Origin of the sequence: Pseudomonas sp. 2VD, assembly GCF_005503585.1 — a bacterium.
Classification (GTDB): Bacteria; Pseudomonadota; Gammaproteobacteria; order Pseudomonadales; family Pseudomonadaceae; genus Pseudomonas; species Pseudomonas aeruginosa.
On the sequence record NZ_SCND01000670.1, the window covers coordinates 1 to 1,189 of the forward strand.

The 1,189-nt window shown below is 70.4% G+C and carries 1 protein-coding gene; it reads right to left on the reverse strand.

Features of this window, described 5'->3' with window-relative positions; genetic code table 11:
• On the reverse strand, window positions 1-1,159 hold a 1,159-nt coding region (locus FFS27_RS32965), incomplete at its 3' end, for an amidohydrolase (protein ID WP_137952567.1).
• Between the last annotated feature and the right edge of the window lie 30 nt (window positions 1,160-1,189).

A 1,189-nucleotide genomic window follows, 5' to 3' on the forward strand; every position in this document is an offset into this window, starting at 1 on the left:
CGCCGATGGCGTGGACGTGGACCAGCCAGCCGCGGGCGTCGGCGGCGCTGACCAGTTCGCCGAAGTGCGCCGGGTCGATCAGCAGTTCGCCCGTCTTCCTGCTGTTGCGGTAGGGCTCGAGGAGCGCGGCGGTCTGCGCCGGGTATTCCGGTACGCCGTCGGCGAACACCTTGATTCCCGGCAGGGTCAGGTTGGGGCTGCCGAGGAAGCGCTGGCGCACTTTGTCCAGCACCTCGAGGTCGGTCGGCCGGCTGCGTGGGTTGGCGACCAGGAGGGCGGCGACGTGGGCACTGAGTTCGCCGCCCTTGGCCAGCCGCTGGTAGACCGGTAGCACGCCGACGGTGTTCTCGTCGGGCCTGAGGCTGAACAGGGCGTCGCCCGGCGAGCCATTGGCGGCCGGGTCCATCCATGCGGTCAGGCCCAGCGAGTTGCTGTAGCGCACCGCGCTGCGTCCGGCCTCTAGCATCTGTTCCGCGCTCGGCGCCGGCAGCACCGCGAGCACCGCGTCGAGACCGGCATCGGCGAGGAAGCCGTTGGGGGTGGCGTCGGCGTCGTGGCCGATGGTGTTGCGCTGTTCCTCGGGCAGGGCGCGGACCCGCGCGGCGTCGATGCCGGCGCGTTTCAGCATGGCGGCGTTGGCCCAGCCGGTGTGGTGGTCGCTGCCGATGAAGGCCAGCGGCTGGTCGGCCCATTCGCCGTGGTCGAAGCGCGCGCGGAAGTCCTTGACCTGGCTCCAGTAGGCGGTATGCATGCCGCTGACATTGAGCATGTCGCCATGTCGCGCCTTGCCGTTGTCGCGCCAGGCGCGCAGGCGCCGTTCCAGTTCGTCGAGGCCGACCTGTTCGTTGCCCATGTCCGCGCCGGCCAGCTCCAGGCCGCCGAACACCGCGTGCGAATGGGTGTCGATCAGGCCGGGCATCAGGCGCTTGCCGCCGAGATCGACGACCTGGCTGTCGCCATCGGCCAGGGCGCGCAGCCCGGCCTCGTCGCCGACCGCGAGGATCCGCCCGTCCTCCACCGCCAGGGCCTCGGCGAAGGGTTGCTGCGGATTGGCGGTGAAGATCCTGGCGTTGACCACCAGCAGGTCGGCGGTGGCGAGGGCGTGCAGGGGGATGGCCAGGCAGGCGCCGGCGAGGAGGGTGGGAATCCGTTGCTTCATGGTGGTTTCCTTTGCTTCTTGGTCTTGTGT